This is a genomic window from Streptomyces sp. NBC_00076, from assembly GCF_045041235.1.
Lineage (GTDB): Bacteria > Actinomycetota > Actinomycetes > Streptomycetales > Streptomycetaceae > Streptomyces.
This window is the reverse complement of sequence record NZ_CP108242.1, coordinates 4,853,080-4,877,798: the sequence shown is the minus strand read 5'-3', so window position 1 is coordinate 4,877,798 and position 24,719 is coordinate 4,853,080. Positions and strand designations below refer to the sequence as shown.

The 24,719-nt window shown below is 70.4% G+C and carries 25 protein-coding genes and 1 tRNA gene; 12 read left to right on the top strand and 14 right to left on the bottom strand.

Annotated features, from left to right (window positions below; genetic code table 11):
* Positions 1-58: 58 nt before the first annotated feature.
* On the bottom strand, positions 59-736 hold the full coding sequence (locus OHA64_RS22015) for a DUF461 domain-containing protein (RefSeq protein ID WP_405615628.1): 678 nt from the start codon (positions 734-736) through the stop codon (positions 59-61).
* Between the two features lie 634 nt (positions 737-1,370).
* Between OHA64_RS22015 and OHA64_RS22010 the strand changes: the two genes are divergently transcribed.
* The 6 genes from OHA64_RS22010 (at position 1,371) to OHA64_RS21985 (ending at position 7,869) form a co-directional block, all read left to right on the top strand.
* On the top strand, positions 1,371-1,853 hold the full coding sequence (locus OHA64_RS22010) for a CarD family transcriptional regulator (protein WP_003953493.1): 483 nt from the start codon (positions 1,371-1,373) through the stop codon (positions 1,851-1,853).
* A 273-nt stretch (positions 1,854-2,126) separates the two neighbouring features.
* Positions 2,127-2,903 carry a 2-C-methyl-D-erythritol 4-phosphate cytidylyltransferase gene (gene ispD / locus OHA64_RS22005; protein WP_405615626.1) on the top strand — a complete coding sequence of 259 codons (777 nt, stop codon included), beginning with the start codon at positions 2,127-2,129 and terminating at the stop codon, positions 2,901-2,903.
* Entirely contained in the window at positions 2,893-3,396 is a 504-nt protein-coding gene (gene ispF / locus OHA64_RS22000) for a 2-C-methyl-D-erythritol 2,4-cyclodiphosphate synthase (protein WP_405615624.1), read from the top strand. Before ispD ends, ispF begins: the two co-directional genes overlap by 11 nt.
* Before the next feature lie 146 nt (positions 3,397-3,542).
* A complete protein-coding gene (cysS, locus tag OHA64_RS21995; protein ID WP_405615621.1) occupies positions 3,543-4,943 on the top strand; it encodes a cysteine--tRNA ligase in 1,401 nt (466 codons plus the stop codon).
* A 111-nt stretch (positions 4,944-5,054) separates the two neighbouring features.
* Positions 5,055-5,996: a 23S rRNA (guanosine(2251)-2'-O)-methyltransferase RlmB gene (gene rlmB, locus OHA64_RS21990; protein ID WP_405615619.1), complete on the top strand. Its 942-nt coding sequence runs from the start codon at positions 5,055-5,057 to the stop codon at positions 5,994-5,996.
* Between the two features lie 118 nt (positions 5,997-6,114).
* A complete protein-coding gene (locus OHA64_RS21985; protein ID WP_405615617.1) occupies positions 6,115-7,869 on the top strand; it encodes a DoxX family protein in 1,755 nt (584 codons plus the stop codon).
* A gap of 152 nt (positions 7,870-8,021) precedes the next feature.
* Here the strand turns inward: OHA64_RS21985 and OHA64_RS21980 are convergent, their stop codons facing one another.
* From OHA64_RS21980 to OHA64_RS21970, 3 genes are all read right to left on the bottom strand, one after another.
* Positions 8,022-8,753, bottom strand: coding sequence for an NDP-sugar synthase (locus OHA64_RS21980; protein WP_405615615.1), 732 nt, complete (start codon positions 8,751-8,753; stop codon positions 8,022-8,024).
* A gap of 112 nt (positions 8,754-8,865) precedes the next feature.
* Positions 8,866-9,318: a hypothetical protein gene (locus tag OHA64_RS21975; RefSeq protein WP_405615613.1), complete on the bottom strand. Its 453-nt coding sequence runs from the start codon at positions 9,316-9,318 to the stop codon at positions 8,866-8,868.
* A gap of 215 nt (positions 9,319-9,533) precedes the next feature.
* On the bottom strand, positions 9,534-10,670 hold the full coding sequence (locus tag OHA64_RS21970) for an ABC transporter ATP-binding protein (protein ID WP_405615611.1): 1,137 nt from the start codon (positions 10,668-10,670) through the stop codon (positions 9,534-9,536).
* A gap of 242 nt (positions 10,671-10,912) precedes the next feature.
* Between OHA64_RS21970 and OHA64_RS21965 the strand changes: the two genes are divergently transcribed.
* A tRNA-Thr gene (locus OHA64_RS21965) sits at positions 10,913-10,986 on the top strand.
* Between the two features lie 14 nt (positions 10,987-11,000).
* Here OHA64_RS21965 and OHA64_RS21960 read toward each other — a convergent pair.
* From OHA64_RS21960 to OHA64_RS21950, 3 genes are read right to left on the bottom strand one after another with little or no spacing between them, the layout of a single operon-like run.
* Positions 11,001-12,107, bottom strand: coding sequence for a DUF4037 domain-containing protein (locus OHA64_RS21960; protein ID WP_405615608.1), 1,107 nt, complete (start codon positions 12,105-12,107; stop codon positions 11,001-11,003).
* 49 nt (positions 12,108-12,156) lie between these two features.
* Positions 12,157-12,642, bottom strand: coding sequence for a GNAT family N-acetyltransferase (locus OHA64_RS21955; RefSeq protein ID WP_405615606.1), 486 nt, complete (start codon positions 12,640-12,642; stop codon positions 12,157-12,159).
* Positions 12,643-12,651: 9 nt separating this feature from the next.
* The gene (locus OHA64_RS21950; protein ID WP_405615604.1) at positions 12,652-13,578 is read right to left on the bottom strand and encodes an aminoglycoside phosphotransferase family protein; all 927 of its coding nucleotides are present in this window, start codon (positions 13,576-13,578) and stop codon (positions 12,652-12,654) included.
* Between OHA64_RS21950 and OHA64_RS21945 the strand changes: the two genes are divergently transcribed.
* Positions 13,532-14,233, top strand: coding sequence for a rhomboid-like protein (locus OHA64_RS21945; protein WP_405615602.1), 702 nt, complete (start codon positions 13,532-13,534; stop codon positions 14,231-14,233). The genes OHA64_RS21950 and OHA64_RS21945 overlap by 47 nt on opposite strands.
* 114 nt (positions 14,234-14,347) lie before the next feature.
* On the opposite strand, the gene OHA64_RS21940 is transcribed toward OHA64_RS21945, so the two are convergent.
* Positions 14,348-15,358, bottom strand: a complete 1,011-nt coding sequence (locus OHA64_RS21940; protein ID WP_405615600.1) for a zinc-binding dehydrogenase — start codon at positions 15,356-15,358, stop codon at positions 14,348-14,350.
* Positions 15,359-15,441: 83 nt separating this feature from the next.
* Complete coding sequence (locus OHA64_RS21935) at positions 15,442-16,602, bottom strand: NAD(P)-binding protein (protein ID WP_405615598.1); 1,161 nt, start codon at positions 16,600-16,602, stop codon at positions 15,442-15,444.
* 79 nt (positions 16,603-16,681) lie between these two features.
* Between OHA64_RS21935 and OHA64_RS21930 the strand changes: the two genes are divergently transcribed.
* On the top strand, positions 16,682-17,512 hold the full coding sequence (locus tag OHA64_RS21930; RefSeq protein WP_405615596.1) for a pentapeptide repeat-containing protein: 831 nt from the start codon (positions 16,682-16,684) through the stop codon (positions 17,510-17,512).
* A gap of 219 nt (positions 17,513-17,731) precedes the next feature.
* Here the strand turns inward: OHA64_RS21930 and OHA64_RS21925 are convergent, their stop codons facing one another.
* A complete protein-coding gene (locus OHA64_RS21925) occupies positions 17,732-18,232 on the bottom strand; it encodes a hypothetical protein (protein WP_405615594.1) in 501 nt (166 codons plus the stop codon).
* A gap of 40 nt (positions 18,233-18,272) precedes the next feature.
* Here OHA64_RS21925 and OHA64_RS21920 point away from each other — a divergent pair, with 40 nt between their 5' ends.
* Positions 18,273-19,670: a M1 family metallopeptidase gene (locus tag OHA64_RS21920; RefSeq protein WP_405615592.1), complete on the top strand. Its 1,398-nt coding sequence runs from the start codon at positions 18,273-18,275 to the stop codon at positions 19,668-19,670.
* Here the strand turns inward: OHA64_RS21920 and OHA64_RS21915 are convergent.
* Entirely contained in the window at positions 19,667-20,209 is a 543-nt protein-coding gene (locus OHA64_RS21915; protein ID WP_405615590.1) for a GNAT family N-acetyltransferase, read from the bottom strand. The two genes, OHA64_RS21920 and OHA64_RS21915, sit on opposite strands and share 4 nt — an antisense overlap.
* Before the next feature lie 71 nt (positions 20,210-20,280).
* Positions 20,281-20,856 (bottom strand): TerD family protein, encoded by a 576-nt coding sequence (locus OHA64_RS21910; protein ID WP_086762889.1) that lies wholly within the window; start codon positions 20,854-20,856, stop codon positions 20,281-20,283.
* Positions 20,857-21,099: 243 nt separating this feature from the next.
* On the opposite strand from OHA64_RS21910, the gene arfB reads away from it, so the two are divergent.
* Positions 21,100-21,537, top strand: a complete 438-nt coding sequence (gene arfB / locus OHA64_RS21905) for an alternative ribosome rescue aminoacyl-tRNA hydrolase ArfB (protein ID WP_405615587.1) — start codon at positions 21,100-21,102, stop codon at positions 21,535-21,537.
* 25 nt (positions 21,538-21,562) lie between these two features.
* Here arfB and OHA64_RS21900 read toward each other — a convergent pair whose 3' ends face one another.
* The gene (locus OHA64_RS21900; protein ID WP_405615584.1) at positions 21,563-22,036 is read right to left on the bottom strand and encodes a GNAT family N-acetyltransferase; all 474 of its coding nucleotides are present in this window, start codon (positions 22,034-22,036) and stop codon (positions 21,563-21,565) included.
* Between the two features lie 67 nt (positions 22,037-22,103).
* Positions 22,104-22,688: a flavin reductase family protein gene (locus OHA64_RS21895; protein ID WP_405615582.1), complete on the bottom strand. Its 585-nt coding sequence runs from the start codon at positions 22,686-22,688 to the stop codon at positions 22,104-22,106.
* A gap of 327 nt (positions 22,689-23,015) precedes the next feature.
* Here OHA64_RS21895 and cdgB point away from each other — a divergent pair, with 327 nt between their 5' ends.
* Positions 23,016-24,665, top strand: a complete 1,650-nt coding sequence (gene cdgB, locus OHA64_RS21890) for a diguanylate cyclase CdgB (protein ID WP_405615580.1) — start codon at positions 23,016-23,018, stop codon at positions 24,663-24,665.
* The last annotated feature ends 54 nt before the right edge of the window (positions 24,666-24,719 follow it).

Here is a 24,719-nt window from a genome sequence, read left to right as displayed (position 1 = left end):
ACGAAGAAGGGCGGGACCTCTCCATGAGGTCCCGCCCTTCTTTCATGCCGGCTCAGGCTCAGTGACCCGCGGCCGGCGACTCCGTGGTGCTCGCGGACGACGCGTCGGTCGGGGTCGTCGTGTCGGCCGGGGTGTTCGCCGAGTTGGACGCGTTGGGCGAGCCCGTGCCGGCGCCCGGTTCCGTGCGCGAGTCCGGCTTGGTCGTGTCACCCGGGGCGGCGGGCATCTCGGTCGGGCCCCACTTGGTGAAGTAGTACTTGGCCGGGACGACGAAGGCACGCAGGTTGACGTCGCCGGTCTTGCTGAAGGTGAACGTGACCTTCTGGGCGTTGCCGTTCTTGACGGACGCGCCGATCTCGTTCAGCGCGGCGGAGGCGTTGCCCTTGCCACCGAGGATGACGGAGCCGCCGGCCGGGACGGTCAGCGCGCCCTTGCCCTTGGCGGGCGTGAGCTCGGCGGCGCCGCCGCCGTCGACGTTCACGGAGTCCAGGGTCTGCGCGGTGCTGCCGGTGTTGAACACCGTGGCGGAGATCACCGCCGGGCCCGTGGACTCGTCGTTGGGCTGGGTGATGACCATGACGTTCTGGAGCTTGATGTCCCCGAGGCTGGTGGCCGCGTTGTCCGGCTTGACCTCCAGGGTCTGGGCGTCGTTGCCGGCGCCGCACGCGGCGAGCGAGGCGATCGAGAACGCGATGGCGGCGGTGGCGAGGGCACCGCGTCGAAGGCTGCTGCTCACGGCGGCGGCAACTCCTTGAGCTTGAGCGAGGCGGCCCGATGAAGCCGCGCTAAGTGTCTGTCAGCGGCCTTAGGTTACCGAGCCGGTCCCGTCGCACCGCACCCGACCCTCCTTGAACGTCCGCTTCCCACGGCAAGGCGTAGTCCCACGTGTAGTCCAGGTGTAGGTCACGTGTAGTCCCACGAGTCACAAGGGACTCTCAGGTCACATTGCGGCCGCGCTCGTCTGCCATTCACATAAGTGTCCCCCGCTTGGCCCAGGGATTTTCCGTGAAGGAATCCATGAACCCCGGAATTGATCACCGGTCGAGTGGTCGGGCAGCTCGGTGATCAATTCCGGATTCGTCTCGTACCCGACTCCGGTCATCGAACGGAGTAGCGGAAGTCGCACACCTGCAACCGGACATATGGGGATGTTCAGTCGCCTGGGAGGGCCTCCGGATGCGTGTAACGTACGCGTTTCACCTCCCCCGGAGAGCCGCTCCCACCTGCGAATACTTTCTTCCGCTCGGCCCGCGCAGCACGTTCCTGTTGCTGTTGTCAAGCCCCGAGATGTGCCCTGACCTGCGAAAACGCCATTCAGAACGCGCAGTTTCCGTGTTACTCTGGATAGCCACGGAAGGGGTACCTGTCACATGACGTTCAAGGTTGGCGACACCGTGGTCTATCCCCATCACGGGGCCGCGCTGATCGAGGCTATCGAAACTCGCCAGATCAAAGGCGTGGACAAGACCTACTTGGTGCTGAAGGTCGCCCAGGGTGATCTGACGGTACGTGTGCCAGCGGACAATGCGGAGTTCGTCGGCGTGCGTGATGTGGTCGGTCAGGATGGACTGGACCGGGTCTTCGAGGTGCTGCGCGCGCCGTACGCCGAGGAGCCCACGAACTGGTCGCGTCGTTACAAGGCAAACCTGGAGAAGCTCGCCTCCGGCGATGTCATCAAGGTCGCGGAAGTCGTACGTGACCTGTGGCGTCGTGAGCGCGAGCGCGGACTCTCCGCCGGTGAGAAGCGCATGCTCGCCAAGGCCCGCCAGATCCTGGTGAGCGAGCTCGCGCTCGCGGAGAACACGAACGAAGACAAGGCGGAGGCCCTGCTCGACGAGGTCCTGGCGTCCTGACGCCGGCGCAGGCCGCACCACGCAGCCCGCTCAGCTCAGCACACTGAAATGCCGCGGTGCCCGATGACGTAGTGATGTCGCCGGGCGCTGCGGCATGTTCGCGTTCGGCGCCGTACGCGTGTTCACCTCGGGAGTAACACCCCCGATACTGTGCGTGCCGGGCCCGGGCAGTCGACTCGACCAGGGTCACGGAAGGGTTCTGGTCACGCTGTCGTACCCGGCACGCTGAGGCCATACCCACGTATGCCGAGCACACAAACCTGACAGGAACCGATGTCTGACGATTCGCGCCCCTCGCCCGCCGAAGCCCGGCCGGCCGCCCGAACCACCGCCCGGACCGCCGCCGTGATTCCGGCCGCCGGCCGCGGCGTGCGCCTGGGCCCGGGGGCCCCCAAGGCGCTGCGCACTCTGAACGGCACGCCCATGCTCATCCACGCGGTACGCGCACTCGCCGCGTCCCGCGCGGTCTCCCTGGTCGTCGTCGTGGCACCGCCCGACGGCGCGCCCGAGGTCAAGTCGCTGCTCGACGCGCACGCGCTGCCCGAGCGGACCGACTTCCTGGTCGTCGCGGGCGGCGAGAGCCGCCAGGAGTCCGTGAATCTCGGCCTGGACGCGCTGCCGCCCGAGTACGACATCGTCCTCGTCCACGACGCCGCCCGGCCCCTCGTCCCGGTCGACACGGTGGACACCGTCATCGAGGCCGTACGAGAGGGAGCCGTGGCCGTCGTCCCGGCGCTGCCGCTCGCGGACACCGTCAAGGAAGTCCAGCCCGCCGCGACCCCGGGCGAACCGGAGCCCGTCGTCGCCACGTTGGACCGGGCCCGCCTCCGTGCCGTCCAGACCCCGCAGGGCTTCGACCGCGTGACCCTCATCCGCGCCCACGAGACGGTCACCGAGGACGTCACCGACGACGCGAGCATGGTCGAGCAGCTCGGCGAGACGGTCGTGACCGTGCCCGGCCACGAGGAGGCCTTCAAGGTGACGCGCCCGCTGGACCTGGTGCTCGCCGAGGCGGTCCTGGCCCGCAGGAGGCTCAACGATGGCTTCTGAGGTTCCCCCGTACGTGCTGCCCCAGGTCGGCATCGGCACCGACATCCACGCCTTCGAGGAGGGCCGCGAGCTGTGGTGCGCGGGCCTGAAGTGGGAGGGCGAGGGCACCGGCCTGGCCGGGCACTCCGACGCGGACGTCGTCGCGCACGCCGCCTGCAACGCGCTGTTCTCGGCGGCCGGCCTCGGCGACCTCGGCCAGCACTTCGGCACCGGGCGCCCCGAATGGTCGGGTGCCTCAGGCGTCACGCTGTTGACGGAGGCCGCCCGGATCGTCCGCGAGGCGGGCTTCACCGTCGGCAACATCGCCGTACAGGTCGTCGGACCGCGCCCGAAGATCGGCAAGCGGCGGGACGAGGCCCAGAAGATCCTGTCGGAGGCGGCCGGCGCCCCGGTCTCGGTCTCCGGCGCGACCACGGACGGCCTCGGCTTCCCCGGGCGCGGCGAGGGACTGATGGCGGTGGCTACGGCACTGGTGGTGCGCACCGGGGTCTGAGGCGACCGAACTGGTGGTGCGGACGGAGCGCGACGACCCCCGCCCCGTGGCTCGAGCCCGGCTCCGGTCGTGGACGAACGTCACGAATACGCCCTGCTTGAGCCGAAGGTCGCAAGGCATCACCCGGGGCCTACTACCCTGGACTCGTGACTATTCGCCTGTACGACACCAGTGCCCGGCAGATTCGTGACTTCGCCCCGCTCCAGCCGGGTTGTGTCTCGATCTACCTGTGTGGTGCCACCGTGCAGGCCGCACCGCATATCGGGCACATCCGCTCGGGCCTGAACTTCGACATCATGCGCCGCTGGTTCGCCCACCGCGGCTACGAGGTCACGTTCATCCGCAACGTCACCGACATCGACGACAAGATCATCACCAAGTCGGCCGACCAGGGCCGCCCCTGGTGGTCGATCGGGTACGAGAACGAGCGCGCGTTCAACGACGGCTACACCGTCCTCGGTTGCCTGCCGCCGACGTACGAACCGCGCGCGACCGGCCATGTCACCGAGATGGTCGAGATGATGCGCGGCCTCATCGAGCGCGGCCACGCCTACGAGGCCGACGGCAACGTCTACTTCGACGTGAAGTCGTTCCCGGAGTACCTGCGCCTGTCCAACCAGGAGCTGGACAACCTGCTCCAGCCCTCCGGCGACGGCGAGACCGGCAAGCGGGACTCCCGCGACTTCGCCATGTGGAAGGCGGCCAAGCCCGGCGAGCCCAGCTGGGAGACCCCGTGGGGCCGCGGCCGCCCCGGCTGGCACCTGGAGTGCTCGGCGATGGCGCACAAGTACCTGGGCACCGTCTTCGACATCCACGGCGGCGGCCTGGACCTGATCTTCCCGCACCACGAGAACGAGATCGCCCAGGCCAAGGCGTACGGCGACGAGTTCGCCCGGTACTGGGTGCACAACGCCTGGGTCACCATGAGCGGCGAGAAGATGTCGAAATCGCTCGGCAACTCGGTGCTCGTCTCCGAGATGGTCAAGGCGTGGCGCCCGATCGTGTTGCGCTACTACCTCGGCACCCCGCACTACCGCTCGATGATCGAGTACAGCGAGGAGGCCCTGCGCGAGGCCGAGTCCGCGTTCGCGCGGATCGAGGGCTTCGTGCAGCGCGTGATGGAGAAGGCCGGGGGAGTCGTGGAGCCCGCCGCCGACGTGCCGCCCGCCTTCGCCGAGGCGATGGACGACGACCTGGGCGTCCCGCAGGCCCTCGCCGTCGTGCACACCACCGTCCGGCAGGGCAACTCCGCGCTGGCCGCCGACGACAAGGAAGCCGCGGTCGCCCGCCTCGCCGAGGTCCGCGCCATGCTCGGCGTCCTCGGCCTGGACCCGCTCGACCCGCAGTGGGCCGGCGAGGCCGACCGCGGCGACGATCTGCACGGGGTCGTCGACAGCCTCGTACGCCTGGTCCTCGACCAGCGCGAGGCGGCGCGGGCCCGCAAGGACTGGACCACCGCGGACGCCATCCGCGACCAGCTCAACCAGTCCGGCCTCGTCATCGAGGACGGACCGCAGGGACCACGTTGGAGCCTCGGCCCGCGCTGAGCTCTTTCTTGATCGATTGTGCCGCCCGGCAGTCCGGGCGGCACACTGCATATACGTACACACGCACGCCTCGGGTTTCCCGAGGCTTCCCCGAGAACAGACAGGTAGGTCATGGCAGCCAACAACCGCCGCATGTCCGGCAAGAAGGGCGCGCAGGTCGGCAGTGGCGGCCAGCGGCGCAAGGGCCTGGAGGGCAAGGGCCCGACCCCGCCTGCCGAGGCGCGCAAGGGACACAAGAAGAACCGCGTCGCCAATGCCAAGGCGAAGCAGACGGTACGCCGCCCCACAGCGCGCGGCCGGGGCGGCAAGGGCACGTCCGAGATGGTCGTCGGCCGCAACCCCGTCGTCGAGGCGCTGCGCGAGGGCGTGCCCGCGGTGACGCTCTATGTCCAGCAGTTCATCGACAACGACGAGCGGGTGCGCGAGGCGCTCCAGCTCGTCGCCGAGCGCGGCGGAATCCACCTCATGGAGGCCCCCCGCCCCGAGCTCGACCGCATGACCAACGGCCTCAACCACCAGGGCATGGTCCTCCAGGTCCCGCCGTACGAGTACGCGCACCCCGAGGACCTCGCGAACGCCGCCTACGACAAGGGTGAGGACCCGCTCATCGTCGTCCTCGACGGCGTCACCGACCCACGCAACCTCGGTGCCGTCGTCCGGTCCGCCTCCGCCTTCGGCGGCCACGGAGTCGTCGTCCCCGAGCGGCGCGCGGCCGGCATGACCGCCGGCGCCTGGAAGACGTCCGCCGGTGCGGCCGCCCGTACGCCCGTCGCCCGCGCCACCAACCTGACGCGCGCCCTGGAGGCGTACAAGAAGGCCGGCATCGCGGTCGTCGGTCTCGCTGCCGACGGTGAGTCCGAACTCGGCGACCTGCCCGCCCTGGACGGCCCGGTCGTCATCGTCGTCGGCAGCGAGGGCAAGGGCCTGTCCCGGCTCGTCGGGGAGACCTGCGACTTCCGGGTGCGGATCCCGATGCCGGGCGGAGCAGAGTCGCTCAACGCCGGTGTCGCGGCGGGCATCGTGCTGTACGAGGCCGCACGCCGACGCGCCTGAGCGATTGTTCGACATAGTCACCCACACGGGGTGTTCCTGGCGTCCAGGACAAGCTTGACGGGGTCCGGACACATCCGGCGGGTCAAAGCAGTGTCCTAAACAACCGTCACTCGGTTAGATGAGTGTGGACACCAGAACACCCCGCACACCCTCGGGGGACGGCCCGTCGGGATACGACGACGCTCCCGCGCTGAGCATGGTGAAGGTGCCGAGCGATCCGGCGCAGATCATCGTCAACCATGCGAGCTTCCGCGTGCAGTTGGGCGCGTCGTCCCGGCGTACCCAATCGCCGCGGGTCGCACGGCATCTGAGCGCCGCCGAGGACACCGCGCGCATGCCCGCCGTCGGCGCGGTCGGCAGACCCGGCGCGGGCGCCCGCCGCCGCCCCGTCGTGTGGAGCGGCAAGTCCGCCCCCGACGACACCGGCGCCCACCGCCTTCTCCAGGCCGTGCGGGGCAGCCTCCGCCACGGCGAGGAACCGGCCCCGTCCGCCGACACCGGAGCCACCCAGGTCATCCCCCGCGTGGACGTCAACGGCGGCTACGGCGGCCAGGGTTACGCCGACGGTGGCTACGGCGACGGCGGTTACGGCGACATCGACCAGACCGTCGAGACCCCGGTCGTGGGCGCCCAGCGCACCCCCGTATCCGAAGGCACCCGACTCCTGCCGAACATGCGGACCGTCGGCAGCGCCTACGACGAACCCGCCTACGACCAGCCCGCCTACGACGAACCCGCCTACACGGGCGAGGAGTTCGAGGAGTACGAGGACACCGGCGCGGGCGCCGACCGCGACCACCGGGCCAGGCGTCACGGCGACGACCCCGCCCGGCACACGTACTACCCGGGCCGCCGCATGAACCTCGGCGTCGTCCTCCTCCCGCTGCGTGTCTTCCTCGGCTTCATCTCCATCTACGCCGGCATGGGCAAGCTCTGCGACCCCGTCTACTTCGACGGCGGCGAACGCGGCTCCATGGTCAAGTGGCTCAACACCCTGCACCCCTGGGAAGTGGCCGAGCCGCTCAGGCAGTTCGCCCTCCAGCACCCCGTCGGCGCCGGGCTCGTCATCGCCTTCCTCCAGGTCATCGTGGGCGTCCTCACGGTCCTGGGCTGCTGGCAGCGGGTCGCGGCGGTGGTCGGCGCCGGCCTGTCCGCCGCGCTCCTCGTCACCGTCAGCTGGAAGAGCGTCCCCGCCTACGACACCCCCGACATCATCTACCTCGCCGCCTGGTCCCCACTGATCATCGCCGGCGCCCCCGTCTACTCCATCGACGGCCGCCTCGCCGGCAGCGCCTGGCGCCGCCTCGGACCCCTCGCCGACATCTGGGAACTGCGCCAGTACGTCCTGCGCCGCGGCGCCCTCATCACCGCCGTCACCACCGGGGTCACGCTCCTCATCGGCTCCCTGCTCGGCGGTGCCGTCCGCGACGCCGACCGCGTGGTCGTCCCCGGACCCGGTGAGGCCCCGCGCAACGAACTCCCCGGCTCCCCCCTCCCTCGGGACCCCGCCAAGCGTCACAAGGCGACCCCGTCCGCCTCCGGTTCGCCCACCCAGGGCGCCACCGCCGGAACGGCCAGCACCCCGACCGCCGACGCCACCACCCCGGGCGCCACCCGGGACACCGGCACCACGACCGGCGGCACGCCCAGCCAGACCCAGGGCACCACCGGCCAGGCACCGCCCCAGCAGGCCCCCCCGGTCCAACAGGCCCCCAGCACCAGCTCCGGCCCCACCTCCGGCGGCAGTGCCACCGGAGGCGCCGGCTCGACCGGCGGCACCAGCAGCTCAGGCGGTACGGGCGGCGCGGGCAGCAGCGGCGGCTCAGGCTCCACATCCGGCCAATCAGGCCTGGTCGGCGGCCTGTTGGGGTAACCCAGCCGGTGGGCGGAGTCCTGGGCGGGCCCGCCGGCTGAACACCACCTCGCCCATACGACGAAGGGGTCCCGCACGATTGATGTGCGGGACCCCTTCGGCATGTACGTCAGTGGTACTCACGTGATGCGGTACTCACGTCACGTCCGGCCTCAACGCCCCATCGCGGCCAGTTCCTTGGCGGCCTCCGTCAGATCCTTCGCGGTGTCGATGGCGCGCCAGTAAGCCCCCTGCGGAATCGGGAACCCGGCCAGCCGGAGCTCCCGCGCCAGGTGCGGGAAAGTCGTCCGCTCATGGTCCCCCCGCTCGGGCAGCAGATCGACGAACTCCGGCGAGAACACATAGACACCCGCGTTGATCTCGAACGTCGACGGCGGCGCCTCGATGAAGTCGGTGATGTGCCCGAAGCCGTCCGTCTGCACCGCCCCCCACGGAATCCGCGGACGCGCCAGCGCGAGGGTCGCGACCGCGTCACGCTCGGCGTGGAAATCCGCCATGTCCCGCAGCGAGAAACGGGTCCAGATGTCGCCGTTCGTCGCGTACCAGGGACGATCCGGGTGGGGGAGATGCGCGGCGGCGTACTTGAGGCCGCCGCCACGGCCCAGCGGCTCGGACTCGACGACCGTCTGCACGTTCACCGGCAGATCCGCGGAGTCCAGCCACTGCTGCAGAACGTCCGCGAGATGGCCGCAGCTGACCACCACGTCCGTCACGCCCTCTTCCGCGAGCCACACGAGCTGATGGCCGATGATCGGAGTCCCCGTGCCGGGGATCTCCACCATCGGCTTGGGCCGGTCGTCCGTGTAAGGACGCAACCGGGAACCCTGGCCGCCGGCCAGGATCACGGCTTGAACGGGGCGGGACGCGGCGTTCGGATCGGTCATGATTCGAACTGTACGTGGCGTCCCGCTCCCGGCCGGGTCCGGTAACCAATACTTGATCAGCCGTTATCGCCCGCCCTCCCCGGCCGGGCGGGCGGTAACGGACTCCGGGCGCTCAGCCGCGCGCCGCCGCGACGCCCGTGGCGAAGGACGTGTCGCAGACCGGGCGGGTGTACGACTGCGCCCGCGTGGGCCCGTACACGCGGACCGCGGCGCGGCCCAGAGCCTGGGCGATGGACACACAGTGCTTGGCGAGCGACGGACGGCTGTTGACGGCCTCCTGGAGGTGTGTGAGGGCGATGCCGGGGTCCTTCTCCTGGAGTTCGGTCAGGAGCTGGTCCCGCAGCACGGTCTGCGGGGCCCGGGCTGCGCGCGGCTTGGCGTCCGACAGGGTGGCGTCCGATGCCATGAGCACCGAGTTCGAGGGATTCCCCGACCAGTTGACTCGGGTGACCGCAAGGGTCCCGGAGAGCACCAGGACGACGGGCAGGACGAGGGCGAGGGAGCGGCCGATCCGGCGGGCGGGGCCCTGGCCGCGTCGCGTCTGTTGGTTAGTGGAGTACTTCACGCGAGTGAGGGTAGCGTGGGGTAATGATGCGGCGACATTTAGTCACCGGTTCGGGGGATGAACTGATGCCGTTTCTGGGCGCCGTGTTGACGCACACTGCTCGAAATGACCGGTCTGCCGGGGTATTTGTCGACAACGAAGAGGGCCCCGCAGCAGGCTGCGGGGCCCTCTTGGTCAACCAGGGTGAATCACCCCGGTTGGTCGCTCTGTTCGCCTCAGTCGGTGAGGCGCTCGCCCGTGGAGGTCGAGAACACGTGGGTCTCGCCCGGACGCGGCACGACGTGCAGCGTGGCGCCCTTCTCCGGGACCGCGCGGCCGCTGACGCGGACGACCAGGTCCTTGAGCTCGCCGTCGACCTTGGCGCTGCCGTAGACGTAACCGTCGGCGCCGAGCTCCTCGACCACGTTCACGGAGACCGCGAGACCGGCCGGGGCGTCCTCGGTGTCCTTCGACAGGGAGGCGGCGGCGGCACCGTCGTGCTCGACGATGTCGAAGTGCTCGGGACGAACACCGACGGTGACGGTGGTGTCACCCTTGTCGGAGGCGGCCTTGAGGGCGTCACGGTTGACCGGGACGACGCTGTTGCCGAACTTCACACCGCCGTCGGTGATCGGGACCTCGACGAGGTTCATCGCCGGGGAGCCGATGAAGCCGGCGACGAAGAGGTTCGCCGGACGGTCGTACATGTTGCGCGGCGAGTCGACCTGCTGGAGCAGACCGTCCTTGAGGACGGCGACCCGGTCGCCCATCGTCATGGCCTCGACCTGGTCGTGGGTCACGTAGACGGTGGTGATGCCGAGACGGCGCTGCAGCGACGCGATCTGCGTACGCGTCGACACACGGAGCTTGGCGTCCAGGTTGGACAGCGGCTCGTCCATGAGGAACACCTGCGGCTCACGCACGATGGCACGACCCATGGCGACACGCTGACGCTGACCACCGGAGAGCGCCTTCGGCTTGCGGTCCAGGTAGTCCGTGAGGTCGAGGATCTTCGCGGCCTCCTCGACCTTCTGCCGGATCTCCGCCTTGTTCACGCCGGCGATCTTGAGCGCGAAGCCCATGTTGTCGGCGACGCTCATGTGCGGGTACAGCGCGTAGTTCTGGAACACCATGGCGATGTCCCGGTCCTTCGGCGGCAGGTGCGTGACGTCACGGTCACCGATGCGGATGGCGCCGGCGTTCACGTCCTCGAGCCCCGCGAGCATGCGGAGCGAGGTGGACTTGCCGCAGCCGGACGGACCGACCAGAACGAGGAACTCCCCGTCCTCGATGTCGATCTCAAGGGCGTCGACGGCGGGCTTCGTGGAACCCGGGTATACCCGGGTCGCCTTGTCGAACGAGACAGTGGCCATGGTGACAGGGCCCCCTTCTACCGGCAGGAACGTGCCGGACGATCCGTTGTAGGAAGGTGGTGAGCCGCCCCGGGCCATGCCCAGGGTGGTGTAGTCCACACGCGTGAACTGGGTCAGGACGGTACCTGGCGTTTGGCTGGCTGTCAGTACCTGGAGGACTGTGAACTTCGCGGAAATTTTCGACAGGGCCGGTCCGCGGGGTGGGTACACTGCGTGGGCACGTAGGCGCCAGGCGCGTACGGGCCTCCTTAGCTCAGTTGGCCAGAGCAACGCACTTGTAATGCGTAGGTCGTCGGTTCGAATCCGACAGGGGGCTCCGAGAAGCCCAGGTCAGGATTGTTCTGGCCTGGGCTTTCGCATGCCCTCGGCGGCATCTCGGGCCGTCTGTGGCCGGCTCAGTACCTCCGTGCTGTCGATGAACTGGTCGACGGCGCCGGTCAGGGGGAGGGAGCGGATGGTGGGGTCGGTGATGCGGGCGCGGAGGGCGTGGGTGAAGCGTTCCGCTCGTAGGACCCGGAAGGGGCGGGTGTGGTACGGGCGGGTGTGGGGGTCCACGCGGTCGGTGAGGCCCAGCTGGTTGTGGAGGTCGGCGACCGTCTCGTAGGCCGTCGTGAGGTGGGACTCGCGGGTGTGCCAGTCGGTGGCGGCGAGGGCGGCGGTGAGCGGCGGGGTGAGGCGGTCGGCCGCGGAGGTTCGGGCGAAGGCGCTGCCGAGCCATTTGCTGTACGGCGGGTAGCGGCGGTCCATGAGGAGGCACAGCCGCATCAGGTCCCGGGTCAGGCGGGCGGTGACGACGGCGGAGCCGAGTGCGTCGCCGACCTCTCCGCAGCGGCCGACGAAGGCTTCTTCCTGGGAGATGCGTTGCCACTGGCAGGCCAGAATGTGGAGCCAGAGGTCGCGGGGATACCAGCGCAGGGCGGCTCGGGCGGGGGCCAGGACGTGGAGGCCGTCGTGGAAGACGGCGCCGGCGGTGACCTCGGCGAGGAGCTGGGTGGGGGTGGCGAGCCAGTCGGCCGGGGTGAGGGGAGAGGTCGGGTCGAATCCCAGGGTGGCGGTGAACCAGGAGGAGACGTGGGTGACTTCGACGCGGTGGTGGACGGGGCCGTCGGTGGCCCGCATGACGCGGATGTCGCGGGTCTCGTCGGTGGGGGCGAAGTGGGTGGGGTAGCCGTGGAAGGTCTTCGGGAGGTGTTCGGCGAGCACGTGTCTGATGCGGCCCGAGTGCCGGGAGACGTCCCGGGGGCGGAGGAACAGCTGGAGGCGTGGGCCCCATTCGTGGTCCGCCGAGCGGGCGGTGTCGAAGCCGAGCACTTCGGAGCCGCTGCCGATGCGGGCGGCGGAGTGGGGGATTCCGGGGGCGGCCTCCTCCAGTAAGGGGCGTACGGCTTCCGCGTAGAACCGGCGACAGAGTTCGAGGCCGGGTATGAAGGGGGGCATGTTCGTGGGGCTCGTTCCGGTGATGCTCACGCCAGTGAGCCGTGCCCGTTCAGTGAGATGTCATGCGCGACACCTTCACAAGTGACTCGTCTGTGAGCCGGTACACGGTCCACTCGTCCTGGGGGCGGGCGCCGAGGGCCTCGTAGAAGGCGATGGCGGGGGCGTTCCAGTTGAGGACGGCCCATTCCAGGCGGGCGTAGCCGCGGTCGACGCAGATGCGGGCCAGTTCGGTGAGGAGGGCCTTGCCGTGGCCTGCGCCTCGGGCGGTGGGGCGGACGTAGAGGTCCTCCAGGTAGATGCCGTGGACGCCGCGCCAGGTGGAGAAGTTAAGGAACCAGATCGCGTAGCCGATCGGTTCGTCCGTGGTGTCGTCGGTGGCGATGAGGGCGTGGGTCGTCGGGTGGTCGCCGAAGAGGGCGTCGTGGAGTTGTTGCTCGGTGGCCTTGGCTTCCTCCAGGGCGTGCTCGTAGTCGGCGAGTTCGCGGATGAGGGTGTGGAGGGCGGGGACGTCGGCGGGGGTGGCGGGTCGGATCATGGGCGCAGGCTAGCGGTCGGCGTTTCTGAGACGCCTGGCGATTTCCAGTTGTTCCGCCTCCAGGGGGCGGCCGTCCTCGATCTCCCACAGGCAGTTCTGCAGGACGCGTCCGAGGGTCCAGGCGCGGGCGCGGGGGCGGTCCAGGCCGAGGATCTCGGTCATGGCGTCGAAGCGCCAGGGGATGTCGTCGGCGTCGAAGCGGTTCCAGAGGGCGGGGAGCAGTTCGAAGCCGGGGTCGCCGGCGAGGGGTTTCGGGTCGATGGCGAGCCAGGGGGCGCGGTCGGCGGCGAGGACGTTGTCGTAGTGGAGATCCCAGTGCAGGAGTCGGTCACCGGGGTCGGTGGCGACCTCGCGTACGGCGGCGGCGCAGTCGGCGAGGAGGCGGCGGGCCTCGGGGTCCGGTATGTGCTGGAGGGCGGCGGGGGTGCGGTCGAGCATGGCCTGGGTGATGTCGCCGAGTCGGCGCATGCCGTGGGGTGCGGGGGTGGTGGTGAGGTGGGCCAGCAGGCGGGCGATGACGAGGGCGGCTTCGTGGGGGTCTGGCAGGTGCGACAGCATGCGGGCCGGGTCGAGGCGTTCCAGGAGCATGGTGCCGGTGGTGGGGTCGTGGTCGAGCAGTCGTACGGCTCCGTCGCCGTGCCATGCCCGCAGGGCGACGGGTTCGCCTTCGCTCTCGGCGTCGAGGAGTTGGAGTTTCAGGACGGCGGGGGTGGTGTCGGGGTGGCGGACCACCGGCAGGACCAGGGCGGAGACGCCGTGCATGGGCGGGCCGTCGAGCCGTAGGTCCCAGCGGTCGAGGAAGTCCGCGGCCAGGTTCGGCAGTCGGGCGATGAAGGCGCGTCCGGCGGCGCCGTTGTACTTCTGCTGTGCGGCGGCCAGGCCTTCCGGAATGTCGATCACGGGGCGGACGATACTTGCGTGCGTGAATCGGGTCATGCGCGGTGAGCGGCGCCGGAGCCGGGTGGTGAGGTACGTCCGTGGCGCGCCCGGTACGTATGTCTGGTTGGCGTTGCTCCTCGTCAGTACCGTCGCTGTTCATCACATGTCCCCGGAGTTCGAGCGGGAGTTCCTGCTGGAGCGGTCGACGAACATTCAGCGGCTGTCGGAGAACCCGGTGCGGGTGTTGTTCGCGAGCGCGTTGTTGATCGACGGTGGGAACTGGCTGCCGTATGTGGCGCTGTACAGCTTCATTCACGCGCCGGCGGAGCGTTGGCTCGGCACCTTGCGCTGGTTGGTGGTGTGTGTGACCGCGCATGTGCTGGCGACGTTGATCAGTGAGAGCGCGGTGCTGGTGGCGATGTGGGACGGGAGGGCTCCGTCGTCGACGGCGGACACGGTGGACATCGGGGTGAGTTACGCGCTGGCGGGGGTGGTCGGGGTGTTGGTGTACCGGATCGCGCGGCCGTGGCGGTTCGGGTATCTGGCGGTGGTGTTGGTGGTGTACGGGGTTCCGTTGGTGGTGGGGCGGACGTTCACCGATTTCGGGCATGCCGTGTCGTTGTTGATCGGGTTCGCCTGTCATCCGGTGACGCGGGGGCGGGGCGGGGTGTGGGATCCGCGGGGGGCGGTGGCTTCGTGGCGGGGGTGGTGAACTGCTGCGGTTCCGCCCCGTCGGCGGCGGGGATCGGTGCCCGCGGAGTCACCTGGTGGGTGTCATTCGCTCCGTCGGGAGAGCACCGATCGGGTCGGTCGCGTCCTGGGGAGGTCATGGTTCCAGGACCACCTTTCCGGTGGTGCCGCGCGTCTCCAGGGCGTGGTGTGCGGCGGCTGCCTCGGCGAGTGGGAAGCGCTGTACGGCGGGGGTGAGGCGGCCCGCGGCGGCCTCGGAGAGGGCGCGTAGTTCCAGGGTGCGGACGGGGTTGGAGCCGCCTGCCTTCCGCATCATGACGGGCCCGAGGACCTGCTGGGAGACCCCGTCGACGAGATACGGTTCGCCGTCGTGCGGGCCGGCTCCCGACCAGCCGAAGACGAGGTGTCTGCCGCCGGGGCCGAGCAGGTCGACGGCCGCGCGGGCGACGCTGCCGCCCACGCCGTCGAAGACGACGGTGGCGGTGCGGGGGCTGTCGGTCGGGCGGGACCGGGGGAGGCCGTCCAGGTGGGCGCGTACCTTGGCGGGCCAGCCGGGGTCCTGGTGGTCGACGGCGAGGTCGGCGCCGTTGGCGTCGACGCGGGCCGTCTTCTCGGGGCCGCCCGCGAGGCCGATGACGGTGGCGCCCGCGTTCTTGGCGTACTGCACGAGGAGGGTGCCGATTCCGCCTGCGGCGGCCGGGATCACGGCCACCGCATGGGGGCCGAGTCCGGCGAACTGCACGATTCCCATGGCCGTACGGCCCGTTCCGATCATGGCGACGGCCTGGGCGGCGTCGAGGTTGTGCGGGATGTCGTGCACGCGGTCGACGTCGGTGACGGAGAGTTCGGCGTAGCCGCCCGGGGCGAAGCCGAGGTGGGCGACCACGCGTCGGCCGAGCCACAGGTCGGCCACGCCCTCGCCGAGGGACTCGACGGTACCGGCGACCTCCCGGCCGGGGATCGTGGGCAGGGTCGGAAGCTTGGGCAGGGGGCCCTGAAAGCCCTCGCGCAGGGCGGTGTCCAGGAGGTGGACACCGGCCGCTGCTACGGCGATACGGACCTGGCCGGGTCCGGGTACGGGGTCGGGGACCTGTTCGAGTGTGAGGTGGTCGGCCGGGCCGAAGGTGTGCAGGCGGATGGCGTGCATGGGTCCACCGTCGGTGGGTGGTGTCCATCGGTGAGCGGTGTTCTCGTACCGCGGTCCCGCTTGTGCTGGCCCACTCTTCGACCTCAAGCATGCTTGAGGTCAAGGGTGTGGTGGCCGAGGGCGAGTGAGACCGCGGTGAGGGCGCTGTTGAAGGACACCTCGGACAGCACGCCGGGGGCGGCGACCTGGTCGCCCACGAGGAAGACGCCGTCACCGCGGTCGATCGCCGGCCGGTCGCGCCAACTGGTGCCGGGCAGGTCGACGGCCCCGGTGCGGCCGTTCGCGATGGCTTCGCGCCGCCAGGTGACGCGCTCGCGCCAGCCCTCGAAGGCGAGGTCGAGCAGTTGTTCCGCGCGCGTGACGCCATCGGCCTTCGTCTCGTGCGGGGCGAGGGGGATCTGTCCTTGGAGGAGCTGCTCGCCGGCGGGGGCGAGGGACCGGTCCTGGGCGGTGAACCGTTCGATCCAGCCGGGGGAGTCGAGGTCGGACACGGCGAACGCGTCCCCGCGCCGGCTGCGCACGGCGAGGTCGAGGAGTGTCGTACGACCGCTTGTCCAGGTCAGCGAGTCGTCGCCGAGAAGGCGCCGGGCGGCATCGAGGGAGGTGGCGACGATGACGGGTGCGTCGGTGGGGAGGGTGCCGACGCGGGAGAGCGTCTCCATGCGGACCCCCAGGTTCCAGGCCCGCGCGGCCATCCGGTCGATGAGGGCGCCCCAGCCGCCGCGCGGATAGTGGGCCTCCGGCGGGAGCTTGGTGGCGCGGCGCAGGCGTTCCTGTACGAACGCCGCGGACAGGGCGCCCGGGTCGTGGTGGAAGAGGGCGACGGCGGAGTAGTTGGCGGCGGCCCGGGCGCCCTCCTTGCCGGCCTGTTCGGTGGCCCAGGTCAGGAAGTCGACGTCGACGGGTGCCTGCCGGGCGCCGGGGCGCAGCAGTCTGAGCATGGCGAAGGGCGGGGTGCGGCGCAGTGCGCCCTTGTGGCGCAGCCGCAGTCGGGCCGCTTCGAGTGGGGGGATGGGGGCGAGCGGTCCGATCAGGTCGCGCTGCCGGAGCCAGGCCCAGTGCGGGCCGCCGTTGTAGAGGGCGTGTGGCCCGTCGTTCGTCCGGTATGGGCCCTCGGCGGTACGGGCCCGCCCGCCGAGGGTGTGATGGGCCTCATGGATGGTGACCTTGGCGCCCGCCTCGGCTGCGGTGATGGCGGCGGTCAATCCGGCGAAGCCGCCGCCGATGACGGTGATGCGGTGCATGTCTGTGGTCTCCCTCGGGGTGGGGGGCGCCTTTCTTGTTTTCTGTTCTGTGGATACGACCGATCTGAGGCGCCGGAATGTGACATGGGCGGTGTTTTCGCAGGTCGGGGTGATTGTCAGTGCGGGGGTGCAGCATGGGGGCATGGCGAGGAGAGCGGCTGGCGGGAGTGGTGGGCGTGGTCGAAGCGGTGGGTCGGGCGGTGTCGGTGGTGCCAGGGGTGTCGGGGGCTCCGGGGGTTCGGGAAGTTCTGGGGGTTCCGGGGTGAAGGGGGCGCGGCGGCCGGAGTTGCGGCTGCCGCCCCTGGATCCGTTCGACGGCGGGGAGTTGGAGCCGGACGGGGACTATGACGGGCTGGAGTTCCGGGAGGCGGACTTCGCCGGGCAGGACGGCGGGGGTGCCCGCTTCATGGACTGCGCGCTGGCGGGGTGCGCGCTGGACGAGACCCGTCTGACGCGCGCCCGGATCCTGGACTCTGTTCTCACCGGCCCGCGGGGTGTGGGCACCGACCTCGCGGAGGCGACCCTGCGGGACGTGGAGGTGGTCGACGCCCGTATGGGCGGGGTCCAGTTGCACGGAGCCGTCCTGGAGCGGGTCCTGATCCGCGGCGGCAAGATCGACTATCTGAACCTGCGGACGGCCCGGCTCACAGACGTCGTCTTCGAGAGCTGCGTCCTGGTCGAGCCGGACTTCGGGAGTGCCCGGCTGGAGCGGGTGGAGTTCGTGGACTGCGCGCTGAAGGGGGCGGACCTGACCGGGGCGACCCTCAGGGACGTCGACCTGCGGGGGGCCGCGTCACTGGAGATCGCGCGAGGGGTGGAGCGGCTGGCGGGGGCCGTCATCAGTCCGGCTCAACTGCTGGATCTGGCACCGGTGTTGGCGGGGGCGCTGGGGATCCGGGTGGAGGGTTGACGGGGGGCGACGGGGGTGGCCGCGGCGACGAGGTGACTGGGAGTACGGCCGTGGCGAGGGCAACGGGGACGGCAGGGGCGACGGGGACGGCAGGGGCGACGGGGGGACCGGGACGACCGGGGGACGACCGGGGGACGACGGGGGACCGGGATCAGGGGGTGGCTGCGAGCCCGGGGGTGACAAGAACTTCCAGCGCGGGCCCGGTACGTCCACCGGAGGTCACCGCACTCTGGGGAACCGGGCCTGCAGTGTCCAGATCGCCGGGTTCTCGCCCAGGTCGTCGTGGAGGTCCACCAGGTCGGCGATCAGGTCGTGCAGGAAGTCGCGGGCCTCGCGGCGCAGTGCGGTGTGGGAGAAGCTCAGCGGGGGCTCCTCCGCCGGCATCCAGTCCGCCTCGACGTCCACCCAGCCGAAGCGGCGCTCGAACAGCATCCGGTCGGTCGACTCGGTGAAGTCCAGTTCCGCGCGCTGGGGGCGGGCGGCTCGGGAGCCCGCCGGGTCGCGGTCGATCCGTTCCACGATGTCGCACAGCGCCCACGCGAAGTCGAGCACGGGCACCCATCCCCAGGCTGTGGACAGTTCCCGGTCCGCCTTGGTGTCGGCGAGGTAGACGTCACCGCAGAACAGGTCGTGGCGCAGGGCGCGGACGTCCGCGCGGCGGTAGTCGGTCTGCGGGGGGTCGGGGAAACGGTTGGAGAGGGCGTAGCCGATGTCGAGCACGTACGAGATGGTGCCACGCGGTCCTCATAGGATCACTGGCGTGTCCCGATCCGTACCGGTCGCCCCGACCTGTGCCGTCGTCGTCCTCGCCATCGTCCTGACCGCGTGTGGCGCGGGGGATCACGGCGGGTCCGGCGATTCCGGTGTGCGTGACCCGTACTTCCCGAAGGCGGGCAACGGCGGCTACGACGTCACGCACTACGGCCTGACCCTCGCCTACGACCCGGACACGGCCCGTCTGTCCGGTACGGCGGCGATCACCGCACGCGCCACCCAGGACCTCTCCGCCTTCGACCTGGACCTCAGGGGCCTGGACGTCGAGAGCGTCACCGTCGGGGACCGGAGCGCCCGCTGGAACCGCGCCGGACAGGAGCTGACGGTCCACCCGAGCGACGGCCTCGACGACGGCGAGACGTTCCGGGTGACGGTCCGCTACTCAGGCAGCCCGGAGCCGATCACCGACCCGGACGGCTCGCGGGAGGGCTGGCTGCGCACGGCCGACGGGGCGCTGGCCCTCGGTGAGCCCACCGGCTCCATGGCCTGGTTCCCCGGCAACCACCACCCCTCCGACAAGGCGTCGTACGACCTCGCCGTGACCGTTCCGGAGGGCCTGCAGGCCGTCTCCAACGGGGAGTTGACGGGCGAGAGGACCAAGAAGGGCCGTACGACCTACACCTGGCACACCGCGGAGCCCATGGCGAGCCACGCCGCCACGCTCGCCGTCGGCCACTACGCCATCACCCGCTCCACCACCCCTTCCGGCCTGCCCGTGTACGTGGCGGTCGACCCGACGAAGGCGGAAGCGAGCCGGAAGGTGCTCGCCGGGATTCCCGAGATCATGGAGTGGGCCGAGTACAACTTCGGCCCCTACCCCTTCTCCTCGACGGGAGCGATCGTCGACCGCGACGCCGACGCCGGCTACGCCCTGGAGACCCAGAACCGGCCGGTCTTCCCCGGCACGCCCGACACCGCGACCCTCGTCCACGAACTCGCCCACCAGTGGTACGGGAACTCCGTCACCCCGAAGTCCTGGCGGGACATGTGGCTCAGCGAGGGGTTCGCGACGTACGCGGAGTGGCTGTGGGACGAGGACCACGGCGGCGACAGCGCCCAGGAGACCTTCGACGCCCTCTACGACCACGGTGCAAAGACCCACGAGGGCCTCTGGTCCTTCCCGCCCGCGCGGCCGACGAGCGCCGCGCACATCTCCGACAGCCCGGTCTACGAGCGCGGCGCGATGGTCCTGCACCGGATCCGGCAGACCGTCGGCGACGACACCTTCTACGACATCGTCCAGGGCTGGGCCGCCGCCCACCGTCACGGGAACGCGGACACCGCCGACTTCACCGCGTACGTCGAGAAGGAGGCACCCGGCGAGGACTTCAGCGGGATCTGGGACGAGTGGCTGTACGGGGACGGGAAGCCGGCGAAGGGCTAGAGGGGGCCGGGAGATCCGGGGGAGTCGTGCAGCGGCTTGCGCAAAACCGTGCAGGGGCGGGCCCTCTGACGGTCCGCGCGGTGCGCGATCGGCTCGTAGCCGAGGGACGTCCAGAAGGCGAGGGCCTTCGGGTTGGTGTCGAGGACGGCCAGGCGGACGGCGGTGCGGTCCGCGTCACGGAAACGGTCCTCGACGAGGGTCGCCAGTCGGCGGCCGTAGCCCTGGCGGTGGACGTCCGCGGCCACCATCAGCAGGCCGATCCACGGGTCCGGGTCGGCCGGGTCGGGGTGGCGCGCGAGGGTGATCGCGATGCCGACCAGACGGCCCGAGCCGCGTGCGAGCAGTACCTCGACGTCCGGGTGGGCCAGCTCCTCCGCCAGGGCCGCCGCGACCTGTTCCGGGCGGATGTCGTCCGGATCCGGGAAGTCACCGCTGAGCGCCTGGAACTCGCGGTTGGCGGCGTAGAGCGCGGTGAGTTCGGTCAGGAGCGGGCCCGGGATGTCGTGGTCGGGGGAGAGGGCGAGGGGGGTCAGGATCACGGGGGCAACCTACTGGGGAACATGCGGGAACCCCCGGCCGAAGCCAGGGGTCCCGCGCAGCGAGGCGCTCGTCAGACGCTGACGCCGAAGTCCTGGGCGATGCCGACCAGGCCCGAGGCGTAGCCCTGGCCGACCGCGCGGAACTTCCACTCGGCGCCGTTGCGGTAGAGCTCGCCGAAGACCATGGCCGTCTCGGTGGCCGCGTCCTCCGACAGGTCGTAGCGGGCGATCTCGGCGCCGCCGGCCTGGTTGACGATGCGGATGTAGGCGTTGCGGACCTGGCCGAAGTTCTGCGAGCGGTTCTCCGCGTCGTAGATCGAGACCGGGAAGACGATCTTGTCGACGTCGGCCGGGAGGCCGGCGAGGTTGACGTTGATCGCCTCGTCGTCGCCCGCGCCTTCGCCGGTGCGGTTGTCACCGGTGTGGACGATGGTCTGGTCCGGCGTCTGCTTGTTGTTGAAGAAGACGAAGTGACCGTCCGAGTAGACCTTGCCCTGCGGGTTGACCGCGATCGCGGACGCGTCGAGGTCGAAGTCCGTGCCGGTGGTGGTGCGGACGTCCCAGCCGAGGCCCACGGTGACGGCGGTCAGGCCCGGTGCCTCCTTGGTGAGCGAGACGTTGCCACCCTTGGACAGGCTTACAGCCATTGTTGGGAGTCCCTTCCCTCGTTATCTATTGGCACGAAGCTACAGCTACCCCTATGAACGCCGCGCGGGGTGTCCAAGGTTCCCCGTGTCTTTACTTTCTTTACCCGCAGCACTTCCGGAGCACTTCCGGAGCACTTGCGCGGCACTTCCGCAGCGCTTGCGCCGCCCTTTCGGCGTACTTTTCCACCCTCCCGGTACCGTCGGCTGTTATTGGGGTGACGTGGACGGGTCAGACGCGGGAACATGTACGGCATGTCCGGTCCCTATCTCATCCGCGGCTCCGTCTCGCTCCCCGAGGCCGAGCTCATGTGGCGTTTCTCGCGGTCGTCAGGGCCGGGCGGGCAGCACGTCAACACCAGCGACACGCAGGTCGAGCTCCGTTTCGACGTGGCGCGCACCGAGGCCCTGCCCGAGGTGTGGAAGCAGCGGGCCCTGGCCGGGCTGGCCGGGCGGCTCGTGGACGGCGTGGTGACCGTCCGCGCCTCCGAGCACCGCTCCCAGTGGCGCAACCGCGAGACCGCCGCCGTACGCCTGGCCGCCCTCCTCGCCGAGGCGACGGCCCCGCCGCCCAAGCCGCGCCGGGCCACCCGGATCCCCCGGGGGATCAACGAACGCCGCCTGCGGGAGAAGAAGCAGCGCTCGGACACCAAACGGGGCCGCACCGGCCGCGACTGGGGCTGAGCTGCCCCACCCGGACCGGGCCCCCTCAGGACAGCTTCAGCACTCCGACGGTCTGGTCCCCGCTGGTCTCGCCGTTGGGACGGAAGCCGAGCCCCAGGTAGAAGTTCTCGGGGCCGTCCGGCCCGGGGTGCCAGGTGACGTACAGCTCCTGGCCGCCCCGGCGGCGGATCTCGGCGGCGACGGACTCCACGGCGAACCGGCCGTAGCCCCGGCCCTGTTCACCGGCCGCGATGTTCAGGCGCCACAGGCCGGAGCGGAACAGGGTGCCGTCCTCCCGCCAGTCGATGTCGAAGAAGGCCATGAGGAAGCCGACGGGACGGTCGCCGTCGACGATCAGGCGGGGCCAGGCGACGCCCGCGGGGTGGACGTACGCCTCGGCGAGTGACTTCATCACCGGTGCGACCGCGCGTTCCTGCTCGGGGCGGACCTTTATGCCGGTCGCCGCCTCGAAGTTGCGGGGTGTGACCTCTTCGAGGCGGAGCGCGGAAGTCGTCGTCATGCGGGCACCCTAAGAAGGCGGATCGCCCAGGTGCGAGTGAATTCCCGGTCGACCCGACTGCCGGTACTCAGCCCAACTGCCGGTACCGGCCCCGGAAATACGTCAGCGGGCCGCCGTCCGCGCTCGGTACGGCCGCCGTCAGGACACGGCCGACGACCAGGGTGTGGTCGCCGGCCGTCATGCGCTGTTCCGTTCGGCACTCCAGGGTGGCCAGGGCGCCGCCCACCAGGGGAGCGCTGGACACCTCGCCGCGGACGTACGGGATGTCCTCGAAGAGCAGGCGGTCGCTGATGCGGCCCTTCATGGCGAAGCGCCCGGCGATGTGCCGCTGGCTCTCGGACAGCACCGACACCGCCCACAGGGGCTGCTCGTCGAGCAGGTCGTCCATGCGGGAGCCCTCACGCACGCTGACCAGCACCAGGGGCGGGTCGAGGGAGACGGACATGAACGCCGTCGCCGTCATGCCGACGTCCTCGCCGGCCGGCGCCCCGGGATCGTCCGGGTCGAGTGGCGTCTCCCTCGCGGTCACCAGGACCACTCCGGCGGCCAGCCGGGACATGGCGGCGCGGAACTCGTCGTTGCTCACCCCCACAGCATGCCCGGAGGCGGGCGAGGGGAAGGCGGCGGATGGGGCGAGGGGAGTGTTCGGCACACCCGGAACGCTAGTCACCGACCCACGCGGACCGCATCGGGCCCGGGACGGAGCGCGGTCCTAGGACTCACGGCCGAGTTTCCGCACGTCCTCCACATCGGCACCAAGTTTGCGTTCAGTAAACGCACAAGAAAACCGCAGAAACCCCACTCAATTGTTCATCTTCAGCTGTGACTTGAGTCACAAGGGGGACTAATTGTTGACCCTGTGTACCGAGTGAGCAGCGCGCTGTGATTCAGTGGCTGGGGAAGACGCAGGCACATCAACTGATAAGAAGCGCCGAAGAGAACCCTTGATTCACTGCGAGGTCTCGGGGGGAGGGCGAGCATGGAGACCGAGTCGGAACCCTACGTCCGTCTTGCGTCCCTGCGACAGCTGCACCAGGTCATGGCCGACATGAACACGGCCCGCAGCCTCGCGGACACACTGCAGACCGTGGCCGACGGCGTGGTCCAGGCTCTCGGGTACGAGCTGGCGTGCGTCAACCTCGTACGCCCCGACGGCGACCTCGTCGTCGCCGCCTTCGCGGGCAACCCCGCCGCCGAGGCGCTGATCACCGGCCGGGTCGGTTCCCGCGAGTCCTGGGAGCGCCGCCTCGGCATGGGCGAGCACTGGGGCGACCTGGTCTTCATCCCGCACACCGAGGGCTGGGTCCTCGACGACGACGACGTACCGCAGTGGTACACCGACGGCCCCGCGCCCCGCTTCGAGGACGAGTGGCACCCCTCCGACCGGCTCTTCGCCCCGATGTACACGCCCGCCGCGCCGGGCGGCGGCTCGTGCGGCGAGCTGATAGGCGTGCTGTCCGTGGACCGGCCGCGCAACGGCCGTCATCCGGGCGCATGGGGGCGCGAAGCGCTCCAGATGTACGCGTTCCAGGCCGCCATAGCGATCAGCAACGCGCGTCTGCGCGCCAACATGCAGCGTGCACTGGTCAGGCTCGAAAGGGAGCAGCAGGCCCTGCGCGCCAGCGAGGAAAGCTTCCGGCAGGCCTTCGAGTACGCCCCCTCCGGCATGGCCATCGCCGAGATGGGAGGCGACCAGCACGGCCGGATCCTGCGCACCAACGACGCGCTGTGCCGGCTGCTGGGCCGCCCCGCGTCCGCGATGCGCCGCTACTCCTTCTCCGACCTCGTTCACCCCGAGGACATCAGCACCCTGCTGAGGACCTCCGCCGAGGGCGGTCGCGCGGAGCTCCGGCTCGGTCGCCGCGACGGCACCTACCTGTGGGTGTCGATGCGCAACTCCGTCGTCGCCGACGCCGCCGACGGGCCCCGCTTCCTCCTCACCCACGTCGAGGACATAGAGGAGCGCAAGCGCCGCGAGCTGCAGCTCGCCCACCGCGCCTCCCACGACTCCCTCACCGGCCTGCCGAACTCCGCCGAGCTGCGCGCCCGGCTCTCCTCACGGCTGTGTCAGCGCCCCACGGGCGAGCTGGAGTCCGTCGACGCGGCCTACGGGCACCCCGCCTTCGCCGCGAGCGGCGACGGTTTCGACTTCCGGCCGGTCAACCAGACCTTCGACGGCTACGACCACCATGTGCACACCGTCACTCCTGAGAGTGAGCGGGACGACGGCACCAAGGGGCTCGCGGTTCTCTTCTGCGACCTCGACGGCTTCAAGTCGATCAACGACCGGTTCGGGCACAACGCGGGCGACGCGGTCCTCATCGAGGTCGCGCGCCGGCTGTCCCGGGCCGTCCGCGACGGCGACACCGTGGCCCGGCTCGGCGGCGACGAGTTCGTCGTGCTGGCCGACGGGCTCGGCCGCGCCGACGCCCAGGACCTGGCCGTACGACTGCGCAACGAGATCATCCAGCCCATCCGGGTCGACGGACGGGCGATGCGGGTCGGCGGCAGTTTCGGCATCGGCTGGGCCCACTGCGGAATGACGGCGGACGAGGTGTTGAAATCCGCTGACGAGCGGATGTACGTCGAGAAACGATCTCGTCCCAAACAACACAGACGCGCGGGCTGATCCCCAGGCCGGCGAGCTGATGCGATCCGAGTCACCCGTTTGGGGCATCAGGAG

Coding starts and splice junctions, on each gene's coding strand:
- OHA64_RS22010 (WP_003953493.1), top strand. CDS start 1,371: ATGACGTTCAAGGTTGGCGACACCGTGGTCTATCCCCATCACGGGGCC.
- ispD (WP_405615626.1), top strand. CDS start 2,127: ATGTCTGACGATTCGCGCCCCTCGCCCGCCGAAGCCCGGCCGGCCGCC.
- ispF (WP_405615624.1), top strand. CDS start 2,893: ATGGCTTCTGAGGTTCCCCCGTACGTGCTGCCCCAGGTCGGCATCGGC.
- rlmB (WP_405615619.1), top strand. CDS start 5,055: ATGGCAGCCAACAACCGCCGCATGTCCGGCAAGAAGGGCGCGCAGGTC.
- OHA64_RS21985 (WP_405615617.1), top strand. CDS start 6,115: ATGAGTGTGGACACCAGAACACCCCGCACACCCTCGGGGGACGGCCCG.
- OHA64_RS21980 (WP_405615615.1), bottom strand. CDS start 8,753: ATGACCGATCCGAACGCCGCGTCCCGCCCCGTTCAAGCCGTGATCCTG.
- OHA64_RS21970 (WP_405615611.1), bottom strand. CDS start 10,670: ATGGCCACTGTCTCGTTCGACAAGGCGACCCGGGTATACCCGGGTTCC.
- OHA64_RS21960 (WP_405615608.1), bottom strand. CDS start 12,107: ATGCCCCCCTTCATACCCGGCCTCGAACTCTGTCGCCGGTTCTACGCG.
- OHA64_RS21955 (WP_405615606.1), bottom strand. CDS start 12,642: ATGATCCGACCCGCCACCCCCGCCGACGTCCCCGCCCTCCACACCCTC.
- OHA64_RS21945 (WP_405615602.1), top strand. CDS start 13,532: ATGTCGATCACGGGGCGGACGATACTTGCGTGCGTGAATCGGGTCATG.
- OHA64_RS21950 (WP_405615604.1), bottom strand. CDS start 13,578: ATGACCCGATTCACGCACGCAAGTATCGTCCGCCCCGTGATCGACATT.
- OHA64_RS21940 (WP_405615600.1), bottom strand. CDS start 15,358: ATGCACGCCATCCGCCTGCACACCTTCGGCCCGGCCGACCACCTCACA.
- OHA64_RS21935 (WP_405615598.1), bottom strand. CDS start 16,602: ATGCACCGCATCACCGTCATCGGCGGCGGCTTCGCCGGATTGACCGCC.
- OHA64_RS21910 (WP_086762889.1), bottom strand. CDS start 20,856: ATGGCTGTAAGCCTGTCCAAGGGTGGCAACGTCTCGCTCACCAAGGAG.
- arfB (WP_405615587.1), top strand. CDS start 21,100: ATGTACGGCATGTCCGGTCCCTATCTCATCCGCGGCTCCGTCTCGCTC.
- OHA64_RS21900 (WP_405615584.1), bottom strand. CDS start 22,036: ATGACGACGACTTCCGCGCTCCGCCTCGAAGAGGTCACACCCCGCAAC.
- cdgB (WP_405615580.1), top strand. CDS start 23,016: ATGGAGACCGAGTCGGAACCCTACGTCCGTCTTGCGTCCCTGCGACAG.